The organism is Collimonas humicola (assembly GCF_018304945.1).
In the GTDB taxonomy this organism is placed as follows: Bacteria; Pseudomonadota; Gammaproteobacteria; order Burkholderiales; family Burkholderiaceae_D; genus Collimonas; species Collimonas humicola.
The window spans coordinates 435,037-456,566 of record NZ_JAGQEE010000002.1 but is presented as its reverse complement, the minus strand read 5'-3'; the positions used below and the strand labels follow the sequence as shown (position 1 = coordinate 456,566).

Annotated in this window: 21 protein-coding genes; 20 read left to right on the top strand and 1 reads right to left on the bottom strand. The window is 56.9% G+C overall.

All coding sequences use genetic code 11. The features are described 5' to 3' along the window. Positions 1 to 305: 305 nt before the first annotated feature. The gene (locus tag KHU30_RS10840; protein ID WP_211442649.1) at positions 306 to 1,193 is read right to left on the bottom strand and encodes a LysR family transcriptional regulator; all 888 of its coding nucleotides are present in this window, start codon (positions 1,191 to 1,193) and stop codon (positions 306 to 308) included. Between the two features lie 151 nt (positions 1,194 to 1,344). Between KHU30_RS10840 and KHU30_RS10835 the strand changes: the two genes are divergently transcribed. The 20 genes from KHU30_RS10835 (at position 1,345) to atpG (ending at position 21,515) form a co-directional block, all read left to right on the top strand. Next, the gene (locus KHU30_RS10835; RefSeq protein ID WP_211442648.1) at positions 1,345 to 2,871 is read left to right on the top strand and encodes a CoA-acylating methylmalonate-semialdehyde dehydrogenase; all 1,527 of its coding nucleotides are present in this window, start codon (positions 1,345 to 1,347) and stop codon (positions 2,869 to 2,871) included. A 158-nt stretch (positions 2,872 to 3,029) separates the two neighbouring features. Continuing rightward, positions 3,030 to 4,655: a GMC family oxidoreductase gene (locus tag KHU30_RS10830; protein ID WP_211442647.1), complete on the top strand. Its 1,626-nt coding sequence runs from the start codon at positions 3,030 to 3,032 to the stop codon at positions 4,653 to 4,655. Between the two features lie 201 nt (positions 4,656 to 4,856). Next, entirely contained in the window at positions 4,857 to 5,627 is a 771-nt protein-coding gene (locus tag KHU30_RS10825; RefSeq protein ID WP_211442646.1) for an ABC transporter ATP-binding protein, read from the top strand. Then, positions 5,627 to 6,382 (top strand): ABC transporter ATP-binding protein, encoded by a 756-nt coding sequence (locus KHU30_RS10820; protein ID WP_211442645.1) that lies wholly within the window; start codon positions 5,627 to 5,629, stop codon positions 6,380 to 6,382. Before KHU30_RS10825 ends, KHU30_RS10820 begins: the two co-directional genes overlap by 1 nt. Positions 6,383 to 6,456: 74 nt before the next feature. Continuing rightward, complete coding sequence (locus KHU30_RS10815; protein ID WP_211442806.1) at positions 6,457 to 7,665, top strand: ABC transporter substrate-binding protein; 1,209 nt, start codon at positions 6,457 to 6,459, stop codon at positions 7,663 to 7,665. 135 nt (positions 7,666 to 7,800) lie between these two features. After that, on the top strand, positions 7,801 to 8,685 hold the full coding sequence (locus KHU30_RS10810) for a branched-chain amino acid ABC transporter permease (protein WP_211442644.1): 885 nt from the start codon (positions 7,801 to 7,803) through the stop codon (positions 8,683 to 8,685). A 17-nt stretch (positions 8,686 to 8,702) separates the two neighbouring features. Further along, positions 8,703 to 9,683, top strand: a complete 981-nt coding sequence (locus tag KHU30_RS10805) for a branched-chain amino acid ABC transporter permease (protein WP_211442643.1) — start codon at positions 8,703 to 8,705, stop codon at positions 9,681 to 9,683. 305 nt (positions 9,684 to 9,988) lie between these two features. Next, the gene (locus KHU30_RS10800) at positions 9,989 to 10,762 is read left to right on the top strand and encodes a sulfite exporter TauE/SafE family protein (RefSeq protein ID WP_211442805.1); all 774 of its coding nucleotides are present in this window, start codon (positions 9,989 to 9,991) and stop codon (positions 10,760 to 10,762) included. 191 nt (positions 10,763 to 10,953) lie between these two features. After that, positions 10,954 to 12,876 (top strand): tRNA uridine-5-carboxymethylaminomethyl(34) synthesis enzyme MnmG, encoded by a 1,923-nt coding sequence (gene mnmG / locus KHU30_RS10795; RefSeq protein ID WP_211442642.1) that lies wholly within the window; start codon positions 10,954 to 10,956, stop codon positions 12,874 to 12,876. Positions 12,877 to 12,943: 67 nt separating this feature from the next. After that, entirely contained in the window at positions 12,944 to 13,603 is a 660-nt protein-coding gene (rsmG, locus tag KHU30_RS10790) for a 16S rRNA (guanine(527)-N(7))-methyltransferase RsmG (protein ID WP_211442641.1), read from the top strand. 23 nt (positions 13,604 to 13,626) lie between these two features. Continuing rightward, positions 13,627 to 14,268 carry a leucine efflux protein LeuE gene (gene leuE, locus KHU30_RS10785; RefSeq protein WP_211442640.1) on the top strand — a complete coding sequence of 214 codons (642 nt, stop codon included), beginning with the start codon at positions 13,627 to 13,629 and terminating at the stop codon, positions 14,266 to 14,268. Between the two features lie 17 nt (positions 14,269 to 14,285). Continuing rightward, the gene (locus KHU30_RS10780; protein WP_211442639.1) at positions 14,286 to 15,056 is read left to right on the top strand and encodes a ParA family protein; all 771 of its coding nucleotides are present in this window, start codon (positions 14,286 to 14,288) and stop codon (positions 15,054 to 15,056) included. 150 nt (positions 15,057 to 15,206) lie between these two features. Then, on the top strand, positions 15,207 to 16,103 hold the full coding sequence (locus tag KHU30_RS10775) for a ParB/RepB/Spo0J family partition protein (protein ID WP_211442638.1): 897 nt from the start codon (positions 15,207 to 15,209) through the stop codon (positions 16,101 to 16,103). A gap of 324 nt (positions 16,104 to 16,427) precedes the next feature. After that, on the top strand, positions 16,428 to 16,772 hold the full coding sequence (locus KHU30_RS10770) for an ATP synthase subunit I (protein ID WP_211442637.1): 345 nt from the start codon (positions 16,428 to 16,430) through the stop codon (positions 16,770 to 16,772). Then, positions 16,769 to 17,593: a F0F1 ATP synthase subunit A gene (gene atpB, locus KHU30_RS10765; RefSeq protein WP_211442636.1), complete on the top strand. Its 825-nt coding sequence runs from the start codon at positions 16,769 to 16,771 to the stop codon at positions 17,591 to 17,593. Before KHU30_RS10770 ends, atpB begins: the two co-directional genes overlap by 4 nt. Before the next feature lie 113 nt (positions 17,594 to 17,706). Next, positions 17,707 to 17,952 (top strand): F0F1 ATP synthase subunit C, encoded by a 246-nt coding sequence (atpE, locus tag KHU30_RS10760; RefSeq protein WP_011872763.1) that lies wholly within the window; start codon positions 17,707 to 17,709, stop codon positions 17,950 to 17,952. Between the two features lie 67 nt (positions 17,953 to 18,019). Next, a complete protein-coding gene (locus KHU30_RS10755) occupies positions 18,020 to 18,490 on the top strand; it encodes a F0F1 ATP synthase subunit B (RefSeq protein WP_211442635.1) in 471 nt (156 codons plus the stop codon). Between the two features lie 2 nt (positions 18,491 to 18,492). Beyond that, positions 18,493 to 19,032 carry a F0F1 ATP synthase subunit delta gene (locus tag KHU30_RS10750; protein WP_211442634.1) on the top strand — a complete coding sequence of 180 codons (540 nt, stop codon included), beginning with the start codon at positions 18,493 to 18,495 and terminating at the stop codon, positions 19,030 to 19,032. 51 nt (positions 19,033 to 19,083) lie between these two features. Then, a complete protein-coding gene (atpA, locus tag KHU30_RS10745) occupies positions 19,084 to 20,625 on the top strand; it encodes a F0F1 ATP synthase subunit alpha (protein ID WP_211442633.1) in 1,542 nt (513 codons plus the stop codon). 17 nt (positions 20,626 to 20,642) lie between these two features. Beyond that, entirely contained in the window at positions 20,643 to 21,515 is an 873-nt protein-coding gene (gene atpG, locus KHU30_RS10740; protein ID WP_211442632.1) for a F0F1 ATP synthase subunit gamma, read from the top strand. Positions 21,516 to 21,530 lie beyond the last annotated feature (15 nt).

Here is a 21,530-nt window from a genome sequence, read left to right as displayed (position 1 = left end):
AGGATGAAAATTTATAACTGTGGATAAGTCTTTGGATAACTACAGGAATCTAATGTGCATAAGCGAAGCAGCTATCCACAGCCTCATTTTTATCCAAGAAATGTTCTTTCCAGATACAAGGTTTACTCAGCCCTTATCCAAGTCGTAAGTGCTTGAATGAATAGTCAAATTTATAGTTATCCACAGAAAAGCAGGGCGTTAACTACTACTACTATTCATATATATAAACCTATAAATGTAAACACGACGGACGGTGAAATCCAAAAAAAGGGGATTTAACCCCTTTAAAAACCGCTTTCAGAAAGTCAGTTTCGCCAAATTGTTTCCAATATGGCAAACACGGCTGCAATTACCGGCTCTTCTTTACGTTTTTCCAGCGTAATAAACGATAGTTCAGTGGATAAATTGACCGTGTCGGAAATCACCAGGCCATGCGCATGTGCTTCACGCAAGGCAATTGATTCTCTGACAAGAGAAAGTCCGACGCCTGATTTCACCAGGTCCAGCATTGACGGTTCCTGGTCGACAAGAGCCACTTTATTTGGCGTAACTTTATATTGTGCAAACGTTTTGCTGAGTAAACGATGATGCGCCGATTCCGGCGGCGTCCAGATCCAGGGCAATTTCGCCAGCGCCGGCCAGTCTTTTCCGGAAACCCGGCTTTTCCATCCCGACGGTGCAAGCACGCAGTAAGTAAATTGTGTCAATGTGAGCCGGTGAAAACTCTTGTTCGGGGTCCCGAGGTAGTAGCCGACATCGAGATGGCCTGACTTGATTTGCTGCAAAACATCACCTGACATACTGTGCTGCAACTGTGTAGAAAGCTGTGGATAACTTTCCACCAAGCGCTGCAGAAAGGCGCCGAGACGGATGAATTCCGGATCGAGAATCGTGCCGATCGCGAGTTTTCCGCTGAGTATTTTTGAGTTGCCTGGATGCAAACTGGCAGCTTGCTGGCGCAGTTCCGACATGACGGCAATGGCGCGTTCGGCAAAAGGCAGTAATTTGATGCCTTCGTCGGTCAACATCATGCCGCTGGGGATGCGGTTGAATAATTGCAGGTTCAAGCTGGCCTGCAGCGATTTGATTTGCAGGCTGACGGCCGGCTGGGTGACGTGCAGCAATTCTGCTGCGCGCGTCAGGTTGCCTTCACGGGCGACCGTGACGAAGGCGCGGAGTTGGATGAGGTCCATGTGCTTAAATTTTCATCATGAGTGTTTCATTATTAGTGTTTCTTATAATGCCATTGATCATAACTCATTGGATTGTTGGCATGGCTAACGATATTCTGGGCAAAAAATAATACGAAACAAATTCAACCCAGCCCTAATAAAAGGAATCCTTATGACTACTTCATCAAGCGCCACCCCTTTGATCCAGCATTACATCAACGGCAAGGTGACGGAATCTTCCAGCGGCCGCCAGCAGGATGTGTTCAATCCAGCGACCGGCGCGGTTGCTGCCAAAGTCGTGCTGGGCAGCGTGGAGGAAGTTAACGCTGCGGTAGCGGCGGCATCGGCAGCGGCGCCGGCCTGGGCGGAGACTGCGCCGCTGAAGCGCGCGCGGGTGATGTTCAAGTTCAAGGAGTTGATGGAGCAACATCATGAGGCGCTGGCTGCGGCGATTACGCGCGAACACGGCAAGGTGCTGTCCGACGCCAGGGGAGAAGTCACGCGCGGCCTGGAGATTGTCGAATTCGCCTGCGGCGTTCCGCAGCTGCTGAAGACGCAATTTACCGACAATATCGGCGGCGGCATCGATAACTGGAATCTGCGCCAGCCGCTTGGCGTGACCGCTGGCATCACGCCTTTCAATTTTCCGGTGATGGTGCCGCTGTGGATGGCGCCGATGGCGATTGCGACCGGCAATACTTTCATCCTGAAGCCGTCGGAGCGCGATCCTTCGCCATCGCTGATGATGGCTGAGTTGTTCAAGAAAGCTGGTTTGCCGGATGGCGTGTTCAACGTGGTGCAGGGCGACAAGCTGGCGGTGGATACCTTGCTGCAGCATCCGGATGTGAAAGCGGTGTCGTTTGTCGGTTCGACGCCGATTGCAGAATATATCTACCAGGAAGGCGCCAAGCGCAAAGGCGCATATCCGTTGCGGGTGCAGGCGCTGGGCGGCGCCAAGAACCATCTGGTGGTGATGCCCGATGCGGATCTCGACCAGGCAGTGGATGCCTTGATGGGGGCGGCTTACGGTTCTGCCGGCGAGCGTTGCATGGCGATCTCGGTGGCGGTCGCGGTGGGTAATGTCGCCGACAAGCTGATCGAAGCATTGATCCCGCGCGTGAAGGCGTTGAAGATCAAGAACGGCATGGAAGCCCATGCCGAAATGGGACCGGTGGTCACGGCAGTGCACAAGGAAAAGATCGAAGGCTACATCGAGAGCGGCGTGGCTGCCGGCGCCAAGCTGCTGGTCGATGGGCGCGGCTTGAAAGTGGCTGGATTGGAAAACGGGTTCTTCCTTGGCGGATCCCTGTTCGACCAGGTGACGCCCGAGATGAAGATCTATCGGGAAGAAATTTTCGGGCCGGTTTTGTGCATCGTGCGCGTGCCTGATTTTGCTGCCGCGGTGAACCTGATCAATGCCCACGAATTCGGCAACGGCGTGGCCTTGTTTACGTCGGACGGCAATACTGCGCGCGAGTTTTCGCGGCGTGTCGAGGTCGGCATGGTGGGCGTCAACGTGCCGATTCCGGTGCCGATGGCATGGCATTCCTTTGGCGGCTGGAAGCGCTCGCTGTTCGGCGATACGCATGCTTACGGCGAAGAAGGATTGCGGTTCTATACACGCTACAAATCGATCATGCAGCGCTGGCCGCAGACGATTTCCAAGGGTGCGGAATTCACCATGCCGGTGGCGAAATAAATGGTGTAAACAATAAATTTTAATTAATGGTATAAATTATATAAATCATATTATTGTTTATTTTGTGGCTGCATGCGGCGTACTTCATCGCTGCCTGCGGCCATGGTCGCATGAGCGGAAAAATTTTTTGCAACGATCGGAAAAATAGAAAGAGGCGCATGGAATCAGCAGGCAAGTACGACTACATCATCATCGGTGCGGGAACCGCCGGCTGCGTGCTGGCGAATCGTTTGACACAGGATAGTTCAGTCAAGGTGCTGCTGATTGAAGCGGGCGCAAAAGACGATTACATCTGGATCCATATTCCAGTCGGCTATCTGTATTGCATCAATAATCCGCGCACCGACTGGCTGTACCGGACCGAGCCGGATGCAGGCCTGAATGGCCGCAGCCTGCTGTATCCGCGCGGGAAAGTGCTGGGTGGCAGTTCCTCGATCAACGGCATGATCTACATGCGCGGCCAGGCCCGCGATTATGAGCAATGGGCGCAGTTGAGCGGCGATGAATCGTGGCGCTGGGAGCATGTGCTGCCGTTGTTCAAGAAGAGCGAGGACCACTACAACGGCGCCAGCGAATTCCATGGCGCGGGCGGTGAATGGCGGGTGGAAAAGCAGCGCCTGTCATGGAAAATCCTGGATGCGTTCCGCGAGGCGGCGGCGCAAACAGGCATTCCTAAAACCGATGATTTCAACCGCGGCGATAATGAAGGTTGCGGCTATTTCGACGTCAATCAAAAGCGCGGCATCCGCTGGAATGCATCCAAGGCTTTCCTGCGCGCGGCGACCGGGCGCGGCAACCTGGAGATCATGACCGGTTGCCAGGTGAAGCGCCTGCTGCTTGAGCGCGGCGAGCAGGGATTGGTGTGCAAGGGCGTGGAATTTTCCGGCGGCGGCAAACAGTGGAGCGCCGAGGCCAGCCGCGAAACCCTGCTGAGCGCCGGTGCTGTCGGTTCACCGCAGATCCTGCAACTGTCCGGCATCGGCCCGGCCGCTTTATTGCAACAGCATCAGATCCCGGTGCTGCAGGATACCCCGGGCGTTGGCGAGAATCTGCAAGATCATTTGCAGATCCGCATGGCGTTCAAGGTCAGCGGCGTGCAGACGCTGAATACGATGAGCAGCAGCTGGCTTGGCAAGGCGAAGATCGGCGTGCAATACCTGCTGACGCAAAGCGGGCCGATGTCGATGGCGCCTTCGCAGCTGGGGGCATTCGCCAAGTCGGATGCGGCGCAAGCCAGCGCCAATCTGGAGTATCACGTGCAGCCCTTGTCGCTGGAAAAATTCGGCGATCCTTTACACGATTTTCCGGCCTTTACCGCCAGCGTCTGCAACCTGCGGCCGAGCTCGCGCGGCCATGTGCGGATTGCTTCCGGCGATGCAGAAAGCGCGCCCAGGATCGCCTTGAATTACCTGGCGACGGCAGAGGACCGCAAAGTTGCGGCGGCGTCGGTGCTGCTGACCCGCAAGATCGCCGCAGCGCCGGCCTTGCGGCCCTTTGCGCCTGAGGAATTCAAGCCCGGCTTGCAGTATCGTACCGAGGAGGATTTGATCAAAGCCGCCGGCGAAGTCGGCACCACGATCTTCCATCCGGTAGGAACCTGCAAGATGGGACGCGCGGACGATGCGATGGCGGTGGTCGACAGCAAATTGCGGGTCAAGGGAGTAGGGGGCTTGCGCGTGGTCGACGCCTCCGTGATGCCGACCATTACTTCCGGCAATACCAATTCGCCGACCTTGATGATCGCCGAGATGGCGGCAAAATTCATCAAGGAAAGCCGCTCTTGATCTGTGGTTTATTGTGTGTTTTAAATTATTTTGTTAGGCATGGCTGATTTTCTGCTCGGTTTTTGTATAGTATTTCTACGTATTGCCCCGTCAGAGCGGCACCGGTAGTATCCGTAAAAAAATATAAGGCTGATAAGGTGGTTGCCATATCATCTATCAGCGCGGGATGTTCCGAATAAAGCAACATCAATGGGAGACCAGATGACCGACATCATCTTGGAGACAAAAAACCTGACGAAGGAGTTCAGGGGGTTTACGGCCGTCAATGCCGTCAACCTGCAGGTGGAACGTGGCCATATCCATGCCTTGATCGGCCCCAACGGCGCCGGCAAGACGACCTGCTTCAATCTGCTGACCAAATTCCTGATTCCTACTTCCGGCCAGATCCTTTTCAATGGCCGCGACATCACGCCCGATGCGCCGGCCCAGATCGCGCGCCAGGGCATTATCCGTTCCTTCCAGATATCGGCAGTGTTTCCGCACCTGAGCGTGATGGAGAACGTCCGTATCGGCTTGCAGCGCACGCTCGGCACGTCTTACCACTTCTGGAAAAGCGGCAAGTCGCTGGCGCAGCTGAACCAGCGCGCCATGGAGCTGCTGGCGGAAGTCGACCTGACCGAGTTCGCCGACACCCTGACCGTTGATCTGCCATACGGCCGCAAGCGGGCGCTGGAAATCGCCACTACGCTGGGCATGGAGCCGGAGCTGATGCTGCTCGATGAACCGACTCAGGGCATGGGCCACGAAGACGTCGATCGCGTTACGGCGCTGATCAAGAAGGTGTCGGCCGGCCGCACTATCCTGATGGTGGAGCACAACATGAATGTGGTGTCCGGCATCTGCGACAAGATCAGCGTGCTGCAGCGCGGCGCCATGCTGGCCGAAGGGCGCTATGAAGAGGTATCGAAGAATCCGCTGGTGATGGAAGCCTATATGGGCACCACCACCGACGCACTGGTGGGAGCGCATTGATGTCCGCTGTTCATTCCTCATCGCCGGCCGCAGCACCGACCGCGCAGGGCGCCATCGCGCTCAGTATCGAGAACCTGCAAGCCTGGTACGGCGAATCGCACATCCTGCATAACGTCAACCTGAGCGTGCACAAGGGCGAGGTGGTGACGCTGCTGGGCCGCAACGGCGCCGGCCGCACTACCACCATGCGGGCGATCATGGGCCTCACCGGCGCGCGCAAGGGCTCGATCAAGATCGGCGGCGTCGAAACCATCGCGCTGCCGACCTACAAGATCGCCCACCATGGCGTTGGTTATTGCCCCGAAGAGCGGGGCATTTTTTCGTCCCTGTCGACGGAAGAGAACCTGCTGTTGCCGCCATCCTTGTCGAGCACAGAAAAAGGCATGTCGGTGGAAGAAATCTATGACATGTTCCCCAATCTGAAAGAACGCAGGAACAGCCAGGGCACGCGCCTTTCGGGCGGCGAGCAGCAGATGCTGGCGGTGGCGCGCATCCTGCGCACAGGCGCGCGGCTGCTGCTGCTGGACGAGATTTCCGAAGGCCTGGCGCCGGTGATCGTGCAGGCGCTGGCGCGCATGATCACGACCCTGAAAGCGAAGGGGTATACGATCGTGATGGTGGAGCAGAACTTCCGTTTCGCGGCGCCGCTGGCGGACCGTTTTTATGTGATGGAGCATGGCCAGATCGTCGAGTCGTTTGCCTCATCTCAGCTGGAAGAAAAAATGCCGGTGTTGAATGCTTTGCTAGGTGTGTAGGTCTGGGTAAGGGAGGTCCTGCGGGCAGCTTGCGGGATAACTGGTCGTTTAAAAATGGAGAAGAGACAATGAATATCAAATTAAAGACCTTGGCTGTTGCAGTGGGCAGCACAATCGCTTTCGGCGCGGCGCTGCCGGCGTCGGCGCAGATTTCGGGCGACGTGGTCAAGATCGGTTTCATCACCGACATGTCGAGCGTATATTCGGACATCGACGGTCCTGGCGGCGCGGAAGCGATCAAGATGGCGATCGCCGACATGGGCGGCAGCATCAACGGCAAGAAGATCGAGCTGATCGTGGCCGACCATCAGAACAAGGCGGACATCGCCTCAAGCAAGGCGCGCGAATGGTTCGACCAGCAAGGGCTGGACATGCTGATCGGCGGCACCAACTCCGGCACTGCGCTGGCGATGGCGAAGATTGCGGCGGAAAAGAAAAAGCCGTTCTTTGAAATCGGCGCCGGCAGCACCCGCCTGACAAACGAGGAATGCACGCCGTACACCGTGCACTATGCCTACGATACCTACGCGCTGGCGCACGGCACCGGCTCGCAGGTGGTGAAGCAGGGCGGCAAGAGCTGGTATTTCATCACCGCCGATTATGCCTTCGGCGCATCGCTGGAAAAAGACACCACCGCAGTGGTGAAGTCTTCCGGCGGCACCGTCCTCGGTTCGGTGAAGCATCCGCTCAATGCCTCTGATTTCTCTTCGTTCATGCTGCAGGCGCAATCGTCCAAGGCGCAGATCATCGGCCTGGCCAATGCCGGCGGCGACCTGATCAATGCGGTCAAGGCGGCCAATGAATTCGGCGTCACCAAGAACGCCAAGCTGGCCGGCCTGCTGGTGTTCATCAACGATATCCATTCGCTGACCTTGAAGCAGACGCAGGGCATGTACCTGACCGACAGCTGGTACTGGGATCAGAATGCGGAATCGCGCGCCTGGGCCAAGCGTTATTTTGAAAAGATGAAAAAAGAACCTTCCAGCCTGCAGGCAGGGGACTACTCGGCGGCGATGCAATACCTGACTGCCGTCAAGGCGATCGGCAGCGACGACGGCGACAAGGTCATGGCGCAGCTGCGCAAGAGCAAGTTCAGCGACATGTATGCGAAGAACGGCTATCTGCGTCCCGACGGCCGCGTGGTGCACGACATGATGCTGTACCAGGTCAAGGCGCCGGCCGATTCGAAATATCCTTGGGACTATCTGAACAAGATAGAGACCATTCCGGGCGAGCAGGCTTTCACGCAGAAGGCCGAGAGCAAGTGCGCGTTGTGGAAGTGATGGCGCGCTGATTTTTTGAGCACTGTGCCTGGCCTAGCCAGTTCTAAGCGTGCGTGGATCTTTGCGAAGATCCGCGCGCCCTTGCGCTGTTTGATTGTTCTTCACTCGCACGAGTGATTTTTAGATGATATTGCCATGGAAATTTTCGGCATTCCCTTGCAAGCCTTGATGAGCCAGCTGCTGCTGGGACTGGTCAACGGCTCCTTCTATGCGATGCTGTCGCTGGGCCTGGCGGTGATCTTCGGCCTGCTCAACGTGATCAACTTCGCCCATGGCGCGCTGTACATGATGGGCGCCTTCCTGGCCTGGATCGGGCTGACCTATTTCAACCTCAACTACTGGGTGATGCTGGCCCTGGCGCCGCTGCTGGTGGGCCTGTTCGGCGTCGTCATCGAGAAGACCATGCTGCGCTGGCTGTACAAGCTGGATCACCTGTATGGCTTGCTGCTGACCTTCGGCATCACCTTGATGGTGGAGGGCATCTTCCGCTCGTTCTACGGTGTCTCAGGGCAGCCGTATTCGGTGCCTGATGCACTGAGCGGCGCCACCGACCTCGGCTTCATGGTGCTGCCGAACTACCGCGCCTGGGTGGTGCTGGCCTCGCTGACGGTGTGCTTCGTCACCTGGTTCGTGATCGAGAAGACCAAGCTTGGCGCTTACCTGCGCGCCGGCACAGAGAACCCGAAGCTGGTGGAAGCGTTCGGCGTCAATGTGCCGCTGATGGTGACCCTGACCTATGGCTTCGGCGTCGCTTTGGCGGCCTTTGCCGGGGTGCTGGCGGCGCCGGTGATCCAGGTCTCGCCGCTGATGGGTTCCAACCTGATTATCGTCGTCTTCGCGGTTGTGGTGATCGGCGGCATGGGCTCCATCATGGGCTCCATCGTCACCGGCCTGGCGCTGGGCGTGATCGAGGGATTGACCCGGGTGTTCTATCCGGAAGCGTCGGCCACGGTGGTGTTTATCGTCATGGCGATCGTGCTGATGATCCGGCCTGCCGGCCTGTTCGGCAAAGAGAAATGAGAGACGGAGCACGCACAATGAATAAGAAAATTGGTTACGGCTTGCTGCTGGCCGCTGCGCTGGCGGCGCCGTTCGGCATCTATCCGGTGTTCCTGATGAAGATCATTTGCTTCGCGCTGTTCGCCTGCGCGTTCAACCTGCTGATCGGCTTTACCGGATTGTTGTCGTTTGGACATGCCGCATTCTTCGGCGGCGCCGGCTATGTGACTGGCTACGCCTTGCAAACCTTGGGCTTGCCAACCGAGCTTGGATTGCTGGCCGGCACCGCTGCCGGTGCGCTGATCGGCCTGGTGATGGGTAGCCTGGCGATCCGCCGGCAGGGGATCTATTTCACCATGATCACCCTGGCGCTGGCGCAGATGCTGTATTTCGTTTGCCTGCAGATGCATTTCACTGGCGGCGAGGACGGCTTGCAGGGCGTTCCGCGCGGCCGCTTGCTGGGCTTCATCGACCTCGGCAACGACCTCACTTTGTACTACGTGGTGCTGGCAATTGCGGTGGCCGGCTTCGCACTGATCATGCGCACCGTCAGTTCTCCCTTCGGCCAGGTGTTGAAAGCCATCAAGGAAAACGAGCCGCGCGCTATTTCCCTGGGCTATGACGTCAACCGCTACAAGCTGCTGGCCTTCGTGTTGTCGGCTGCATTGTCGGGCCTGGCCGGTTCCACCAAGACCCTGGTGCTGGGTTTTGAAACGCTGACCGATGTCCACTGGACCATGTCCGGACTGGTGGTGCTGATGACGTTGGTGGGTGGGTTGGGCACCATCATCGGGCCGATTGTCGGCGCGATCATCATCATCGTGCTGGAAAACAAGCTGGGCGATATCGGCAACTGGCTGGCCGGGGTGACGCATATCGAATGGTTTAGCGGACTGGGCGAATCGGTGACTATTGTCACCGGTTTCATCTTCATCGTGTGCGTGCTGGCTTTCCGGCGCGGGATAGTCGGCGAGATTTCCGCCGCATTGAACAGGCGATCATCGTCCGGCGGCAGCTGACCCTGATTGTCCCGTTAGCAGGTGGCCAACGGCCCGCACATAGCTTGTCTTGTGCGGGCTTTTTCTTTTGGCAGGCGGCTTGTTCGATCTGCTCAAATAATAGGCAACTGATGTTTTGTACGGCTTGTTGCTTGCCTGAACTTATCTTCACATGCCATGCGAGATAACGGAATTACTTGGATAGCTATGATGAAATAACATAGCCGCCGGGTAAGCCGGCGCGGCCCATGAGACGTAGAATTGCTGTCTTTATTCCAACGAACGATGCCCCTCCGGCTGCTTTCCATTTTTTGCTGATACATCCCATGCCTGAATTATTCCCTGATTTTCTTATCCTGGCGTTTGCCAGTTTCCTTGCCGGTTTGATTGATGCGGTAGTGGGAGGAGGGGGGCTGATCCAGATTCCCGCCTTGTTTGCGATGCTGCCGAATGCCGCACCTGCAACCATATTCGGCACCAACAAGCTGGCGGGCATCTTCGGTACCGGCGCCGCTGCCGCGAATTTTGCGCGACGGGTGAGGATCGCCTGGAACTCCGCACTGCCGGCGGCGGGGGCGGCATTCCTGTTCGCCTTCCTTGGCGCTTATACCGTTACCCACATCCCGACCGAAGCAATCCGCAAGTCTTTGCCCTTCATCCTGCTGGCGGTCGCCATCTACACGGTGAAGAAGAAAGATTTCGGCAGTATCCATGCACCGTTGCATACCGGTTCAAAAGAGAAGCTGCTGGCGATGCTGATTGGCGGCGGCATCGGATTTTACGACGGTGTTTTCGGTCCTGGCACAGGTAGCTTCCTGATTTTCCTGTTTGTGCGGTTTTTCGGCTTCGATTTCCTTGCGGCCTCGGCGGTATCCAAGGTCATCAATGTTGCAACCAACCTGGCAGCCTTGCTGTGGTTTGGATACAGTGGGCATATCATCTGGCAGCTTGGATTGATTATGGCTATCTGTAATGTGGGCGGTTCGCTGGTCGGCACCAGGCTGGCGCTCAAACACGGCAGTGGTTTTGTCAGGAAGCTGTTCTTGTTCGTGGTATCGGTATTGATCCTGAAAACCGGGTACGACGCATTCCTTAAGTAAGGTATCCAGCTTCTGTCAAAAACGGCGATTGTTCCACGTGAAACAATCGCCGTTTTGTTTTTATCGTGCAATATATAAATGTTCCACGTGAAACATCTGTTGTATGTCCGGCATAGGAATGTCTGCGACCTCTGCATGCTTTATAATCACCCCTCTGCTCATCGTTATTCATCGTCTCCAAGAGGCGCACTATGCTTTTTCCTACACATTTTGATGTAATCGTCGTTGGCGGCGGTCATGCCGGCACCGAAGCCGCGCTGGCATCCGCCCGCATGGGCCAAAAAACGCTGTTGTTGACACACAATATCGAGACACTGGGCCAGATGTCGTGCAACCCGTCGATTGGTGGGATAGGCAAGGGCCATCTCGTGAAAGAAGTCGACGCCATGGGCGGCGCGATGGCAATCGCCACAGATGAAGCCGGTATCCAGTTCCGTATCCTGAATTCTTCCAAAGGTCCGGCAGTAAGAGCGACCCGGGCGCAAGCCGACCGTATCCTGTACAAGCAAGCTATCCGCTCGCGCCTGGAAAACCAGGAAAACCTTTGGCTGTTCCAGCAGGCCGTGGATGATCTGCTGGTGGAAGGCGACCGCGTCGTCGGCGCCGTGACCCAGGTCGGCATCCAGTTCCGCAGCCGGGCAGTGGTGCTGACTGCCGGTACTTTTCTGGATGGGAAGATCCACGTCGGCCTCAACAACTATTCAGCCGGCCGCGCCGGCGATCCGCCTGCGATTTCCCTGTCGGCGCGCCTGAAAGAATTGAAGTTGCCGCAAGGGCGTCTCAAGACTGGGACGCCGCCGCGCATCGACGGCCGCACCATCGATTTTTCCGTGATGGAGCCGCAACCGGGCGATCTCGATCCGGTGCCGGTGTTTTCGGTCATGGGTAATGCCGCCATGCATCCTCAGCAATTGTCATGCTGGGTCACCCATACCAACCAGCAAACGCACGATATCATCCGCGCCGGCCTGGACCGCAGCCCGATGTATACCGGCGTCATCGAAGGAGTGGGGCCGCGTTACTGCCCATCGATCGAAGACAAGATCCATCGTTTCGCCGGCAAGGATTCGCACCAGATCTTCCTTGAGCCGGAAGGCCTGACCACCAACGAGTTTTACCCCAATGGTATTTCGACAAGCCTGCCGTTCGACGTGCAGCTGGCGCTGGTGCACTCGATGCGGGGCCTGGAGAATGCGCACATCCTGCGTCCCGGCTACGCCATCGAATACGATTACTTCGATCCGCGCGGCCTCAAGGCTTCGCTGGAAACCAAGCAGATCCAGGGCTTGTACTTCGCCGGCCAGATCAACGGCACCACCGGTTACGAAGAAGCCGCTGCGCAGGGCATGCTGGCAGGCTTGAACGCCGCCTTGCAGACACAGGAGCGCGATGCCTGGACCCCGCGCCGCGATGAGGCTTATCTCGGCGTGCTGGTCGACGACCTGATCACCCAGGGCGTGCAGGAACCGTACCGCATGTTCACCAGCCGCGCCGAGTATCGCCTGAGCCTGCGCGAAGACAATGCCGACCTGCGCCTGACGGAAATCGGCCGCGAGCTTGGCTGTGTCGGCGATGTCCAATGGGTGCAGTTCGAGAAGAAGCGCGAAGCGGTCGCCGTCGAGATGGAGCGCCTGCGCTCGACCTGGGTGAATCCGCGCCTCGTAGCCGATGCCGAAGCCGAGCGCCTGCTGGGCAAGTCCATGGAGCGCGAATATGCATTGGCCGATCTGCTGCGCCGGCCAAATGTTACTTATGATCAATTAATGACGCTGAAAGGCGTTGATGGCCAGGATCTTGGCGGTCCGGGCGTGCAGGACGACAGCGTCCGGGAACAGGTCGAAATCCAGGTCAAATACGCTGGCTATATCGACCGCCAGGCACGCGAAGTCGAGCGCCACGAGCACAACGAAAACCTGAAGCTGCCGGCCGACCTCGACTACATGGAGGTGCAAGCCTTGTCGATCGAAGTGCGGCAGAAGCTCAACCTGCACCGGCCGGAAACCTTCGGCCAGGCTTCGCGTATTTCCGGCGTCACGCCGGCGGCCTTGTCGCTGCTGCTGGTACATCTGAAAAAAGGCATGAAGCGCCTGAATGCAGACGACCAGGCCGCCTGATAAAACCGCATTGCATGAAAAACAACGACCGCCCAGGTAATTGCCGGGATAATCAAGGAGTGGCAGCATGAGTTCAACGCAGACCGCATCGCTGGAAGCGAGCCTGCAGCAGGGTGCACAAACATTAGGCATTACGCTGGATCAGCAGCAGCAGCAGCAATTGCTGGCCTATCTGAATTTGCTGGCGAAATGGAACAAGGTTTATAACCTGACCTCGATCCGCGAACCGGCGCAGATGATGACCCATCATCTGCTCGATTCGCTGGCGGTGGTGCCGGCTTTTGCCGCGGCCGAGAACGTGCTGGATGTCGGCGCCGGCGGCGGCTTGCCGGGAATGATCCTGGCGATCTGGGCCGGCAAGGCCAAGCCGGCGATGCGGGTGTCGATGATCGACACCGTGCACAAGAAAACGGCATTCCTGACCCAGGTCAAGGCAGAATTGGGGTTGAGCAACGTCAGCGTCCATACGGCTAGGGTAGAGCAGCTGCAGGTAGCGCAGAAGTTCGACGTGATTACCTCGCGCGCTTTTGCCGAGTTGGCCGATTTTATCAACTGGTCGGCGCATTTGCTGACAGATGACGGCCAGTTCATCGCGCTCAAGGGCGTCAAGCCGGATGAGGAAATCGCCCGCTTGCCGGCTGGCTGGCAAGTGACGGACATAAAGCCGCTGGCGGTGCCGGGGCTAGATGCGGAACGGCATCTGATTTTTATCAAACGCAGCAAGTAACAACTGGAACGGATTTAATTGATATGAGCGCCTTTTTTCACATCCTCGGCATTACCGACGTCTGGCAGCTGATTGCAGCCACCGTGGTGTTCCTGGTGCTGCCCGGGGCAGGAACCTTTTGCATCCTGACCTGCGCCGGCAAGGCCGGACTGCGCGGCGGTTTTGCCTCCGTGCTTGGCGTCATGCTGGGGGATGCGGTGCTGATGTTCCTGGCCGCGATCGGCGTGGCGGCATTGCTGACGGCTAACCCCTTGGTGTTCAAGGGCGTGCAGTACCTGGGCGCGGCCTACCTGGCTTTCCTCGGCTGCAAATTGCTGTTTGCCAAGCAGAAGGGCGGCGCTAGCACCGACAGCGACGGCGGCTTCGTCAGCGGCGGCAATTTCACCCGCGGTTTCCTGGTGACGCTGGTCAATCCGAAATCGATCATCTTCTACATGGCGTTTTTCCCTCTGTTCATCGATCCGGCGGCGCATCGCGGCAGCCTGACTTTCCTGGCCATGGCTGCAATCATTTCCAGTTGCACATTGATTTACGGTAGTCTGCTGGTACTGCTCGGGAATACCGCCGCCAAGCGCCTGGGACAAAATCGCCGTATCGCCGCATTCGCCTCCAGGGCCGCAGGGATGTTCCTGATCGGCTTTGGCATCAAGTTAACAACCAATTAAGACGACCAGACCACTACATGGCAAAAATATTTTGTGTCGCCAATCAAAAGGGCGGAGTCGGTAAAACCACCACCGCCGTGAACCTGGCAGCCGGCCTGGCGCAACTGAATCAGCGCGTATTGCTGGCCGATCTCGACCCGCAAGGCAACGCCACCATGGGCGCCGGGATCAACAAGGGCGCATTGACTGCCTCGATTTATGAAGTGCTGCTGGGCATGTCGGATATCAAATCGGTGCGCAAGACTTCGGAAACCGGCGGCTTCGATGTCTTGCCGGCGAATCGCGAACTGGCCGGCGCCGAAGTGGAAATGGTCGAACTGGAGAATCGCGAGAAGCGCCTGAAAGACGCCTTCGCCACGGTTGCCGAGGAATACGACTTCATCCTGATCGACTGTCCGCCGGCCTTGTCGATGCTGACCCTGAACGGCCTGTGCGCGGCCAACGGCGTCATCATCCCGATGCAGTGCGAGTACTACGCGCTGGAAGGGCTGTCGGACCTGGTCAACACCATCAAGAAGGTGCACGCCAACCTGAATCCGGACCTGAAGATCATCGGCCTGCTGCGTGTCATGTTCGATCCGCGCATGACTTTATCGCAACAAGTGTCGGAAGAACTGGAAAAGCATTTTGGCGACAAGGTGTTCAAGACGGTGATCCCGCGCAACGTGCGGCTGGCGGAAGCGCCGTCGTACGGCATGCCGGGCGTGAGTTTCGATGCGGCTTCCAAAGGTGCGCAAGCGTATATCGCCTTTGGTGCCGAGATGGTGGAACGCATCAAGAGCATGTAGTTAATCACAGCTAATACACCGGTAATACACGGTTAATACAGAAGTTATCCATGGGCTTGGTCACAGCTTATTCCCGGCTTGCCCACATGGTTGTCCACTGAGTTATCCACAGGCTGCCAGCCTGTGGCCAGCAATCTACGGTAGGAAAAGATGGTCACGAAAAAATCAAAGGGTCTGGGTCGCGGTCTCGAAGCCTTGCTGGGCGGATCGACAGATATCACTGAAGCGGTGCCGACAGTGGTCGGCGCGCCGTCGGTATTGGCGGTGACCGTCATGCAGGCTGGTAAATACCAGCCGCGCACCCGCATGGATGAAGGCGCGCTGGCGGAACTGGCGTCGTCGATCAAGGAGCAGGGCTTGCTGCAGCCTATCCTGGTGCGGCCGATCGCCTTGCACAACGGCGCCCAGCACTATGAAATCATCGCCGGCGAGCGGCGCTTCCGCGCTGCGCAACTGGCCGGCCTGATCGAGGTGCCGGTGCTGGTCAAGGATGTGGACGACCAGACCACGGCGGCGATGGCGCTGATCGAAAACATGCAGCGCGAAGACCTGAATCCGCTGGAAGAAGCGCAGGGCATCCATCGCCTGATCACCGATTTCAGTTTCACCCATGAGCAGGCGGCGGTGTCGGTAGGGCGCTCGCGCAGCGCGGTGTCCAACCTGCTGCGCCTGCTGAACCTGGCCAAGCCGGTGCAGACCATGCTGATGGCCGGCGATATCGACATGGGCCACGCGCGGGCGCTGCTGGCGGTCGATGCCGCCACCCAGATCACGCTGGCGAACCAGGTGGTGGCCAAGCGCATGTCGGTGCGCGATACCGAAAAGCTGGTGGTGCGCGCCACGACAGAAGCGGAAGCGGCGAACCGTCCAGCCAGGAACAAGGAAAAATCGCGCGATATCGCCAGGCTGGAAGAGGAGTTGTCGGATCTGCTGGCGACCCAGGTAACAATCAAGACGGCGGCAAAAAATCGCGGCCAGCTGATCATCGACTTTGCCGACCTGGATACGTTGGACGGTCTGATTACGCGTCTCAAGGGCGTAGAGTAAGGTAAGTTACAAAGGATGTGGCGGCAGGCAGGCCGAGGGATTTTCCGGATTCACGAATTTGGTGCATCGTAGTAAATTCGCGCCGCCGGCGAACGTCTGGATCGGTCCCAAAGATCCGCTGCGCCGCAGCGATCGGATCCCTCGCCGCCTGTTGTATAAGCTTATGATTCGGCAGCAAAAGTTTGACGAAAGCCGCGCCCAGCCTTTATAATCCTCGGGCTTCTAAATCAGCCGTAGACTGGTCGTTGCGTATAACTGCGCTGCATCACCACACTGCAACCGCGTTCTGTCAAGCGAGTCTTTTTCGCACATTATTGGGTCAGTATGCTGCGCATCGTGCTTATGCAATTTGTTACTACGGCCGTGCTGGCATGTATAGCAGGTTTACTAGCCGGCGTACCCGGATTCTGTTCCGCGCTTTTAGGTGGTGTGTGCTGCGCGGTTCCCAATGGACTGTTTGCTCTCCGTCTTTACATCAGCGCGCGCAAACCAGGTGGCGCCAACCCGATGTCTTTTTTCATCGGCGAGTTTGTCAAAATTGCTACAACGATTGCGCTGATTGGCGCGGTCGTATGGTTGTACCACGGTTTGAATTGGCCGGCATTTATCGTCAGCTTCATCGTGGTACTTAAAAGTTACATAATCTTACTTTTTAGACATCGATCATGACCGTAGCTCCAAGCGAAGCACTAACCCCCTCAGAATATATCGTCCATCACCTTGGACATTTTTCAACCGGCCATCAAAGCAAGATCGTCGATTTTTCGATCATCAATATCGACACGATTTTCTGGTCGCTGTTCGCTGGCGTGATCGGCTGCCTGCTGATGTACGTCGCCGCGCGCAAGGCGACCGCTGGCGTGCCGGGCCGTTTCCAGGCTTTCGTTGAAATGGTGGTCGAGATGGTCGACGACCAGGCCAAGGGCATCGTCCACGGCGACCGCAGCTTCATCGCACCGCTGGCGTTGACCGTGTTCATCTGGGTCGCCCTGATGAACTCGCTGGACTTCCTGCCGGTCGACATGTTCTCTTCCCTCTTCAAATTCGTCGGCCTGGACGGCGTGATTTCGCATCACCGCGTGGTGCCAACCGCCGACCTGAACGGCACCATGGGCATCGCCCTCGGCGTGCTGGTGCTGATGCTGTACTACAGCTTCAAGATCAAGGGCGTCGGCGGTTTCCTGCACGAACTGGTGGCGGCGCCTTTCGGCATCTGGCTGGCGCCAGCCAACCTGCTGCTGAACCTGATTGAATTTGCTGCCAAGACTGTATCGCTGGCAATGCGGCTGTTCGGCAACATGTATGCCGGCGAACTGTTGTTCCTGTTGATTGCGCTGCTGGGCTCCACCGCGACGGCGTTTGGCTTTGTGGGCCACGTGGTCGCCGGTTCGATCTGGGCGATCTTCCATATCCTGATCGTGTTGCTGCAAGCGTTTATTTTCATGATGCTGACCCTGGTGTATATCGGCCAGGCACATGAGGCTCACTAACAAGCGGCACTTGTCGGCAGCGGATGTGAATTTGTAGTTTTGGTTTTAGATCTGTTTTTTGTATTAATTTTTTGTATTAATTTTTGTATTCACTTAACTTTGAAGGAATTGTCATGACTGATCTGTCTTTTGTTGCTTTGGCTTGTGGTTTGATCATCGGTTTGGGCGCTATCGGTGCTTGTATCGGTATCGCGATCATGGGCGGTAAGTACCTGGAAGCATCGGCACGTCAACCAGAACTGATGAACACCCTGCAAACCAAGATGTTCCTGCTGGCTGGTCTGATCGACGCTGCGTTCCTGATCGGTGTTGGTATCGCTATGTTGTTCGCATTCGCAAATCCGTTCATCGCTAAGTAATTTAATCGAGCGTAACCGAATCGGCTGAAAGCATTTCAGCCCACGTTATTCTGAGAAGGAAATTACTATGAACTTAAATGCAACATTGTTTGCGCAGTTCGTAGTCTTCTTTATCCTCGCGTTGTTCACGATGAAATTCATCTGGCCGCCGTTGATAAAAGCGCTCGATGAGCGCGCCAAGAAGATTGCGGACGGCCTGGCAGCCGCTGATCGCGGCAAGGCAGATCTGGCAGCCGCTGAAAAGCGTGCTTCGGCAGAACTGGCAACCGCACGCGACGAAGGTCAAAAGCGTATTGGCGAAGCTGAAAAGCGCGGCCAGCAGATCGTCGACGAAGCCAAGAAAACGGCTGCCGAAGAAGCTGCTCGCATCATCGCCAACGCCAAGGCCGAAGCGGAACAGCAAATGACTAAAGCGCGCGAAGCTCTGCGTGGCGACGTTGCGACCCTCGCGGTCAAAGGCGCCGAACAGATCCTCAAGCGTGAAGTCGATTCTGCTGCTCATGCCGATTTGCTGAACCAACTGAAAACAGAGCTGTAATCATGGCAGAACTTGCAACGATTGCTCGCCCTTATGCAGAAGCGCTGTTCCGTGTAGCCAAATCGCAAGATCTGACAGCCTGGGCCAATCTGGTTTCGGAAATGGGGCAAGTCGTGTCCCATCCTGAAGTCAAGGCGCTGGCGCAAAATCCTGCCGTCTCGCATCAGCAAGTAGCTGATACGTTTCTGGCGCTGTTGAAATCGCCGCAGCCGGCCAGCGTTGAAGTCAAGAACTTCATCGCGACGCTGGTTGATAACGGCCGTTTGATGGCGTTGCCGGAAATCGCCGAGCAGTTTCAAGTGCTGAAGAACGCACAAGAAGGCGCTGCCGATGCTGAGATCACCAGTGCTTTTGAAATGACTGAAGCGCAGGTGAAGGATCTGATCGCCGCGCTGGAAAAGAAATTCGGCCGCAAGCTGAACCCGTCGGTAACGGTGGATAACTCCCTGATCGGCGGTGTGCGCGTAGTAGTCGGTGACGAAGTGCTCGACACCTCGGTACGTGCCAAGCTGCAGGAACTGCACGCTGCCCTGGCTGCCTGAGGCCCCTGCGTATTTGCGTAACGAGCAACGAGAAAAATTTTAGGAGTTTATATGCAACTCAACGCGTCTGAAATCAGCGAACTGATCAAGAGCCGGATTCAAGGCCTTGGCGATACCGCTGAAATTCGCAATCAAGGCACGGTTATTTCCGTGTCCGACGGTATCTGCCGTATCCATGGTCTGTCTGACGTGATGCAAGGTGAGATGCTGGAATTCCCAGGCAATACATTCGGCCTCGCGCTGAACCTCGAGCGCGACTCTGTCGGCGCCGTTATTCTGGGCGACTACGAGCACATTTCCGAAGGCGATACAGTCAAATGTACCGGCCGCATCCTGGAAGTGCCGGTTGGTCCTGAGCTGCGCGGCCGTGTTGTCAACGCGCTGGGCCAGCCGATCGACGGCAAGGGCGCTATCGACGCCAAGCTGTCGGCGCCGATCGAAAAGATCGCACCAGGCGTTATCGCCCGTCAATCCGTTTCGCAGCCAATGCAGACCGGCATCAAGTCGATCGACTCGATGGTGCCTATCGGCCGCGGCCAGCGCGAACTGATCATCGGCGACCGCCAGACCGGCAAGACTGCTGTTGCGATTGATGCCATCATCAATCAAAAGGGCCAGGACGTGACATGTATCTATGTTGCGATCGGTCAAAAAGCATCGTCGATCAAGAACATCGTGCGTTCGCTGGAAGCGCACGGCGCCATGGAATACACCATCGTGGTTGCTGCGTCGGCTTCCGAGTCGGCTGCGATGCAATACGTGTCGGCCTATTCCGGCTGCGCAATGGGCGAATACTTCCGCGACCGCGGTGAAGATGCGCTGATCGTGTACGACGATCTGTCCAAGCAAGCCGTTGCATATCGTCAGGTATCGCTGCTGCTGCGCCGTCCGCCAGGCCGCGAAGCTTACCCTGGCGACGTGTTCTACCTGCACAGCCGCCTGCTGGAACGCGCAGCACGCGTCAATCCTGACTACGTCGAAGCTTTCACCAAGGGCGCAGTCAAGGGCAAGACCGGTTCGCTGACAGCTCTGCCTATCATCGAAACGCAAGCAGGCGACGTTTCCGCTTTCGTTCCGACCAACGTGATTTCGATTACCGACGGTCAGATCTTCCTGGAAACTTCGCTGTTCAACGCCGGTATCCGTCCAGCGATCAACGCTGGTATTTCGGTGTCGCGCGTTGGTGGCGCCGCTCAGACCAAAGTCATCAAGAACCTGTCCGGCGGTATCCGTACCGACCTGGCGCAGTATCGTGAACTGGCAGCGTTTGCGCAGTTTGCTTCCGACCTCGACGAAGCGACCCGCAAGCAGCTGGACCGCGGTGCACGCGTGACCGAGCTGTTGAAGCAGGCGCAATACTCGCCGCTGTCGATTTCGCTGATGGCTGTGACTTTGTTCGCGGTCAACAAGGGTTTCCTGGACAGCATCGACGTCAAGCAAGTACTGCCGTTCGAAAGCGGCCTGCACAGCTTCATGAAGTCCAGCCATGCGCCTTTGCTGCAAAAGATCGAAGAAACCAAGCAACTCGATAAAGATGGCGAAGCTGCATTGTCCGCTGCCGTTGCTGATTTCAAAAAATCGTTCGTGGCTTAATTTAACTGGAGCACGGAATGGCTACAGGTAAAGAGATACGTGGCAAGATCAAGAGCGTAGAAAATACGAAGAAGATCACGAAGGCGATGGAAATGGTCGCTGCCTCCAAAATGCGCAAGGCGCAGGACCGGATGCATGCGGCACGTCCTTACAGTGACAAGATTCGTAATATCGCTTCCAACTTGTCACAAGCCAATCCAGAGTACACGCACCCGTTCATGGTGAAGCAAGACAGCTCCAAGAACATTGGTTTCATCGTTGTGACGACCGACAAAGGTCTGTGCGGCGGCATGAACACCAATTCCTTGCGTCTGCTGACCGCGAAGCTGCGTGAGCTGGAAGGACAAGGCAACAAGGTTCAGGCAGTAGCGATCGGCAACAAGGGTCTGGGTTTCCTTAACCGGATCGGCGCCAAGGTTGTGGCGCATGCCGTGCAACTGGGCGATACGCCGCATCTGGACAAGCTGATCGGGCCAGTCAAGGTGCTGCTCGACGCTTACCAGGAAGGTCGCCTGGACGCGGTTTATCTGGTGTACACCAAGTTCATCAACACGATGAAGCAAGAGCCGATGCTGCAGCAATTGCTGCCGCTGTCGTCTGATCGTCTTGAGGCTGATAAAGAAGGTTCGCATGCATGGGACTACATTTATGAGCCGGATGTTCAAAGCGTCATCGATGAATTGCTGGTGCGTTACGTGGAAGCGCTGATTTATCAGGCTGTCGCAGAAAACATGGCGTCCGAGCAGTCGGCGCGCATGGTGGCGATGAAGTCGGCCAGCGACAACGCGGGTAACGTGATCGGCGAATTGAAACTGGTCTACAACAAGACGCGTCAAGCTGCGATCACCAAGGAATTGTCTGAGATCGTCGCCGGTGCTGCTGCGGTGTAACGCAAATTGCGTTTA

What these genes read in the sequence shown, in the direction of transcription:
- KHU30_RS10830 (WP_211442647.1), top strand. Translation starts at nt 3,030, where the DNA reads ATGGAATCAGCAGGCAAGTACGACTACATCATCATCGGTGCGGGAACC.
- atpA (WP_211442633.1), top strand. Translation starts at nt 19,084, where the DNA reads ATGCAACTCAACGCGTCTGAAATCAGCGAACTGATCAAGAGCCGGATT.
- KHU30_RS10780 (WP_211442639.1), top strand. Translation starts at nt 14,286, where the DNA reads ATGGCAAAAATATTTTGTGTCGCCAATCAAAAGGGCGGAGTCGGTAAA.
- atpG (WP_211442632.1), top strand. Translation starts at nt 20,643, where the DNA reads ATGGCTACAGGTAAAGAGATACGTGGCAAGATCAAGAGCGTAGAAAAT.
- KHU30_RS10840 (WP_211442649.1), bottom strand. Translation starts at nt 1,193, where the DNA reads ATGGACCTCATCCAACTCCGCGCCTTCGTCACGGTCGCCCGTGAAGGC.
- rsmG (WP_211442641.1), top strand. Translation starts at nt 12,944, where the DNA reads ATGAGTTCAACGCAGACCGCATCGCTGGAAGCGAGCCTGCAGCAGGGT.
- KHU30_RS10770 (WP_211442637.1), top strand. Translation starts at nt 16,428, where the DNA reads ATGCTGCGCATCGTGCTTATGCAATTTGTTACTACGGCCGTGCTGGCA.
- atpE (WP_011872763.1), top strand. Translation starts at nt 17,707, where the DNA reads ATGACTGATCTGTCTTTTGTTGCTTTGGCTTGTGGTTTGATCATCGGT.
- KHU30_RS10825 (WP_211442646.1), top strand. Translation starts at nt 4,857, where the DNA reads ATGACCGACATCATCTTGGAGACAAAAAACCTGACGAAGGAGTTCAGG.
- KHU30_RS10755 (WP_211442635.1), top strand. Translation starts at nt 18,020, where the DNA reads ATGAACTTAAATGCAACATTGTTTGCGCAGTTCGTAGTCTTCTTTATC.
- mnmG (WP_211442642.1), top strand. Translation starts at nt 10,954, where the DNA reads ATGCTTTTTCCTACACATTTTGATGTAATCGTCGTTGGCGGCGGTCAT.
- KHU30_RS10775 (WP_211442638.1), top strand. Translation starts at nt 15,207, where the DNA reads ATGGTCACGAAAAAATCAAAGGGTCTGGGTCGCGGTCTCGAAGCCTTG.
- KHU30_RS10810 (WP_211442644.1), top strand. Translation starts at nt 7,801, where the DNA reads ATGGAAATTTTCGGCATTCCCTTGCAAGCCTTGATGAGCCAGCTGCTG.
- KHU30_RS10800 (WP_211442805.1), top strand. Translation starts at nt 9,989, where the DNA reads ATGCCTGAATTATTCCCTGATTTTCTTATCCTGGCGTTTGCCAGTTTC.
- atpB (WP_211442636.1), top strand. Translation starts at nt 16,769, where the DNA reads ATGACCGTAGCTCCAAGCGAAGCACTAACCCCCTCAGAATATATCGTC.
- KHU30_RS10805 (WP_211442643.1), top strand. Translation starts at nt 8,703, where the DNA reads ATGAATAAGAAAATTGGTTACGGCTTGCTGCTGGCCGCTGCGCTGGCG.
- KHU30_RS10750 (WP_211442634.1), top strand. Translation starts at nt 18,493, where the DNA reads ATGGCAGAACTTGCAACGATTGCTCGCCCTTATGCAGAAGCGCTGTTC.
- KHU30_RS10820 (WP_211442645.1), top strand. Translation starts at nt 5,627, where the DNA reads ATGTCCGCTGTTCATTCCTCATCGCCGGCCGCAGCACCGACCGCGCAG.
- KHU30_RS10835 (WP_211442648.1), top strand. Translation starts at nt 1,345, where the DNA reads ATGACTACTTCATCAAGCGCCACCCCTTTGATCCAGCATTACATCAAC.
- leuE (WP_211442640.1), top strand. Translation starts at nt 13,627, where the DNA reads ATGAGCGCCTTTTTTCACATCCTCGGCATTACCGACGTCTGGCAGCTG.